Origin of the sequence: Pseudomonas sp. CM27 (genome assembly GCF_013179515.1) — a bacterium.
Classification (GTDB): Bacteria; Pseudomonadota; Gammaproteobacteria; order Pseudomonadales; family Pseudomonadaceae; genus Aquipseudomonas.
The window spans coordinates 1-4391 of the sequence record NZ_JABMCN010000113.1; the positions used below are offsets into that span (position 1 = coordinate 1).

Consider the following 4391-nt stretch of genomic DNA (forward strand, 5'->3'; position numbering starts at 1 on the left):
TGAACAAGCCCAAGGGCGATTCGAATACCGGCGAGCCCTTGATGGCATAGAACGGCACTTTCTCCATCAGCTGCTTGAGTTTCTCGGCCAGCGACGACTTGCCGCCGCCTACCGGGCCCAACAGATAGAGGATCTGTTTCTTCTCTTCCAGGCCTTGGGCGGCATGGCGGAAGTACGACACGATCTGGTCGATGCACTCTTCCATGCCATGGAAGTCGGCAAAGGCCGGATAGCGACGGATCACCTTGTTGGAAAAGATTCGCGACAGCCTGGAGTTGGTTGAGGTGTCGATCAGTTCTGGCTCACCTATGGCCAGCAACAGCCGTTCGGCCGCCGATGCGTAGGCACTGCGATCCCCTTTGCACAGCTCGAGGTACTCTTGCAGCGAGAGTTCTTCCTGGCGCGTAGACTCGAAACGTTGTTGGAAGTGGCTAAAAATACTCATGACGTCACCTCGCTCGATACATGGAGACGACGCCGGATCAGTCAGCTGATGCTGGCATGCAACCGGGTTTGCCGATTGCCGTATACCCCCCAGAACACCCTGTAACGCTACCGATGACCCGCACGCCGGTGTACCGGCTCTCCCCTTTTTTGGATGGCCTGTGCTTAAGAGTAGTTGGTTATCCGCAAGGTCAAGGGCGAGGGGCGGAGAAGTTGCGAACGACCGTTCGTCAGATAAGCCGCGAGCCCGCACGGGGCGCGGGCTGCAGTAGAAATGAAAAAATTATTCGGCGGTGCCTTGGGCGGTCTCGGCCGGGTAGGTGGCGCGCCACAGTTCAAAGCCGCCATCCACGCTGTACACGTCGGAAAAACCTTGGCCTACCAGGTAGGCAGCAGCGCTCTGGCTGGAGTTGCCGTGGTAGCACACCACGAGGGTCGGGGCATCGAGGTCGGCGTTACGGATGAAATCGGCGACCGAATGGTTATCAAGATGCCGGGCACCGGCAATGTGGCCGGCGGCAAAGGCCTGCGAGTCGCGAATGTCGACGACTACCGCACCTTGCGCGCGCAGGGCCAGGGCCTGTTCGGGAGGGATGCGCTTGAATTCGCTCATGGGTAGGGCTTTCCTTCAGGGCTGATCGTTCAGTGTAGTGGGTTGGGCCGGTTGACGCAGGGTGCCGTCGTCGGCGCAGTCGCAGTGGTGGTACTCGCCGCTGTCGATGTTGTACAGGGTCATTGCACCGCCCCATACGCAGCCGGTGTCCAGGGCGATGACGTCAGGCGCGTCGACGCGCCCTTCAAGCGCCGCCCAGTGGCCGAAGATGATCTTCACGTGGCGAGAGCGGCGGTCCTTGTGCGCAAACCAGGGCTTGTAGCCTTTGGGGGCGGTGCCCACGCCTTCCTTGCTCTTGAGGTCGAGTTTGCCCTCGGCGGTGCAGAAACGCATGCGGGTGAAGTAGTTGGTGATGACCCGCAGGCGCTCGATGCCGCTGAGGTTCTTGCTCCACCTGTTCGGCTCGTTGCCGTACATGCCGTCAAGGTACAGCTTCAGGCGGCCATCATCGCGCAGCACCTGCTCTACCTCTTCAGCAAGCTTCAGGGCCTGGCCGAGCGTCCACTGAGGCGGGATGCCGGCGTGGGCCATGGCGATGCCCCTGGCTTCGTCGTAATGCAGCAGCTTTTGCTGGCGCAGCCAGTCGAACAACTGGTCGGCATCCGGCGCTTCGATGATCTCGCGCAGGGTGTCGCTTTTTTTCAGGCGCTCGACGTTGTGCCAGGCGGCCAGCAGGTGCAAGTCGTGGTTGCCGAGCACGCACACCAGTGACTGGCGGATCGAATACAGGAAGCGCAAGGTTTCCAGCGATTCCGGGCCGCGGTTGACCAGGTCGCCGACCAGCCACAGGCGGTCGACGGCCGGGTTGAAGCGAACGCGTTCGAGCAGGCATTTGAGGGGCTGCAAGCAGCCCTGCAGATCACCGACGGCGTAGGTTGCCATCAGTGCAGCGCCCCCGGCACCGCCAGCCGGAAGGGTGCGATCTGGGCGTCGAAGCGTTTGCCGTCTTCGGCGAACATCTGGTAGCTGCCCTGCATCGTACCCACGCGCGTGCTGATCACTGCACCGCTGCTGTAGGTGTGGCTCTGGCCTGGGTCGATGCTGGGTTGCTGGCCGACGACGCCGGCGCCGCGTACTTCTTCGACCTCGCCGTCACCGTTGGTGATCAGCCAGTGGCGTGACATCAGCTTGGCCTGGACCAGGCCGCTGTTTTTTACGGTAATGGTGTAGGCGAAAGCGAAACGACTGTTCTCGGGGTCGGATTGTTCTTTCAGGTAGCGGGTCACGACGCTGACGTCGATCTGATAGCGGGGGTCGGTCATGCAGGGGCCTTGGGCGAACTGACGCAATAATGCAGTCTAGGCCATTGAGAGGGGGGAGGGCCAGCGGTGTGGGCTTGGGGATTTGTGTTGTCAGTTCCGGCCCTATCGCCGGCAAGCCAGCTCTCACAGGTAAAGCACAGGTCTCAAGTGCTGTGGTGTCCCTGTGGGAGTTGGCTTGCCGGCGATAGGGCCGATACAGGCTGGATCAGGCTTGCTGCTGATCAGCCAGCTGGTCGGCCAGGCGTACGAAGGCTGCCAGGTCCAGCTGCTCAGGGCGCAGGCTGCCGTCCACGCCAGCTGCCTCGATGGCTGCGCTGTCGAGCAGGCCCTTCATGGTGTTGCGCAGGGTCTTGCGGCGCTGGTTGAACGCCTCGCGCACCACGCGCTCCAGCAGCAGGTGGTCCTTGGCCGGATACGGCAGCACTTCGTGCGGTACCAGGCGGACAATCGCAGAGTCCACTTTCGGCGGCGGGTTGAAGGCGCCAGGGCCAACATTGAACAGGTGCTCGACCCGGCAGTGGTACTGCACCATGATCGACAAACGCCCCCAGTCACCACCGCCAGGGCCGGCGGCCATGCGTTCTACCACTTCCTTCTGCAGCATGAAGTGCATGTCGCGGATCAGCCCGGCGTGGCTGAGCAGGTGGAAGATCAACGGGGTGGAGATGTTGTAGGGCAGGTTGCCCACCACCTTCAGGCTGCGCGCTGGCACGCCCAGCTGGTTGAAGTCGAACTTCAGGGCGTCGCCCTGGTGCAGGCGGAAGTTGCCGCGGTCAGCGAACTTGTGCTGCAGGATCGGCACCAGGTCCTTGTCCAGTTCCACAACGTCCAGTTGTGCACCGCTGCCCAGCAGGCCTTCGGTGAGGGCGCCCTGGCCCGGGCCGATTTCCAGCAAGTGTTCGCCGGCCTTGGCGTTGATGGCGCGCAGGATACGGTCGATAACACCGGCGTCGTGCAGGAAGTTCTGGCCGAAGCGCTTGCGCGCCCGGTGTTGGTATTGCTCGTTCATGGTCGGTTCTCGGCCATCTGGTAGGCGGTGTCCAGCGCAACGCGCAGGCTGCCGGTGTCGATCTTGCCGGTGCCGGCAAGGTCCAGGGCGGTGCCGTGGTCAACCGAGGTACGGATGATCGGCAGGCCCAGCGTCACGTTGACCGCAGCGCCAAAGCCTTTGTACTTGAGTACGGGCAGGCCCTGGTCGTGGTACATCGCCAGCACTGCATCGCAGTGCTCCAGATATTTGGGGGTAAACAGGGTATCGGCCGGCAGTGGTCCGCGCAGGTCCATGCCTTCGGTGCGCAGGCGGGCCAGGGTCGGTTCGATGATGTCGATTTCTTCGCGGCCCAGATGGCCGCCCTCGCCCGCGTGCGGGTTGAGGCCGCACACCAGGATGCGCGGGTTGGCGATGCCGAACTTGTCGCGCATGTCGGCATGCAGGATTCGTGTTACACGCTCGACGCGCTCGGCGGTGATGGCGTCGGCGATGTCGCGCAGCGGCAGGTGCGTGGTCACCAGGGCGACGCGCAGGCCGTGCGTGGCCAGCATCATTACCACTTGCGCGGTGTGAGTCAGCTCGGCGAGGAATTCGGTATGCCCAGAGAAGGCGATGCCACTCTCGTTGATCACCCCCTTGTGCACAGGGGCGGTGATCATCCCGGCGAAATGCCCGTCCAGACAGCCTTGCCCGGCACGGGTCAGGGTTTCCAGCACGAACGCCGCGTTCGCCTGGTCGAGCTGGCCTGGCACTACCGGGGCTGCAAGGGGGGTGTCCCAGACGTACAGGCTACCTGCAGGCGCTGGCTGCTCGGGCCATTGGCCCGGCGCTACCGGCAGCAGGCTGACCGCAACCCCCAGCTGGGTGGCCCGCTCGGCGAGCAGGTCACGGCTGGTGATGGCGATCAGGGGGTGGGGCTGGGCGTCTGCGGCGAGCAGCAGGCACAGGTCGGGACCTATGCCGGCTGGCTCTCCGGGGGTGACGGCGAAGCGCTGCGGCTTCACTGGGCGGCCTGGTCAGCGCCAGGCAGCTTGATTTCAACGTAGGCTTCGTCGCGGATCTGGCGCAGCCAGGTTTGCAG

5 protein-coding genes and 1 pseudogene are annotated in these 4391 nt (G+C 63.5%); all 6 read right to left on the bottom strand.

The features are described 5' to 3' along the window. Nucleotides 1–445 (bottom strand): annotated as a pseudogene (locus HP547_RS15395) (PrkA family serine protein kinase); the annotation flags it as partial. 282 nt (nucleotides 446–727) lie between these two features. Beyond that, a complete protein-coding gene (glpE, locus tag HP547_RS15400) occupies nucleotides 728–1057 on the bottom strand; it encodes a thiosulfate sulfurtransferase GlpE (protein WP_172230696.1) in 330 nt (109 codons plus the stop codon). A gap of 15 nt (nucleotides 1058–1072) precedes the next feature. Beyond that, on the bottom strand, nucleotides 1073–1939 hold the full coding sequence (locus HP547_RS15405) for a symmetrical bis(5'-nucleosyl)-tetraphosphatase (RefSeq protein ID WP_172286735.1): 867 nt from the start codon (nucleotides 1937–1939) through the stop codon (nucleotides 1073–1075). Further along, nucleotides 1939–2319 carry a Co2+/Mg2+ efflux protein ApaG gene (gene apaG / locus HP547_RS15410; protein WP_172230702.1) on the bottom strand — a complete coding sequence of 127 codons (381 nt, stop codon included), beginning with the start codon at nucleotides 2317–2319 and terminating at the stop codon, nucleotides 1939–1941. The genes HP547_RS15405 and apaG overlap by 1 nt, the downstream gene beginning before the upstream one ends. Nucleotides 2320–2524: 205 nt before the next feature. Continuing rightward, nucleotides 2525–3328, bottom strand: coding sequence for a 16S rRNA (adenine(1518)-N(6)/adenine(1519)-N(6))-dimethyltransferase RsmA (gene rsmA / locus HP547_RS15415; RefSeq protein ID WP_172286736.1), 804 nt, complete (start codon nucleotides 3326–3328; stop codon nucleotides 2525–2527). After that, nucleotides 3325–4314, bottom strand: a complete 990-nt coding sequence (gene pdxA / locus HP547_RS15420; RefSeq protein ID WP_172286737.1) for a 4-hydroxythreonine-4-phosphate dehydrogenase PdxA — start codon at nucleotides 4312–4314, stop codon at nucleotides 3325–3327. The genes rsmA and pdxA overlap by 4 nt, the downstream gene beginning before the upstream one ends. Nucleotides 4315–4391 lie beyond the last annotated feature (77 nt).

What these genes read in the sequence shown, in the direction of transcription:
- glpE (WP_172230696.1), bottom strand. Translation starts at nt 1,057, where the DNA reads ATGAGCGAATTCAAGCGCATCCCTCCCGAACAGGCCCTGGCCCTGCGC.
- HP547_RS15405 (WP_172286735.1), bottom strand. Translation starts at nt 1,939, where the DNA reads ATGGCAACCTACGCCGTCGGTGATCTGCAGGGCTGCTTGCAGCCCCTC.
- apaG (WP_172230702.1), bottom strand. Translation starts at nt 2,319, where the DNA reads ATGACCGACCCCCGCTATCAGATCGACGTCAGCGTCGTGACCCGCTAC.
- rsmA (WP_172286736.1), bottom strand. Translation starts at nt 3,328, where the DNA reads ATGAACGAGCAATACCAACACCGGGCGCGCAAGCGCTTCGGCCAGAAC.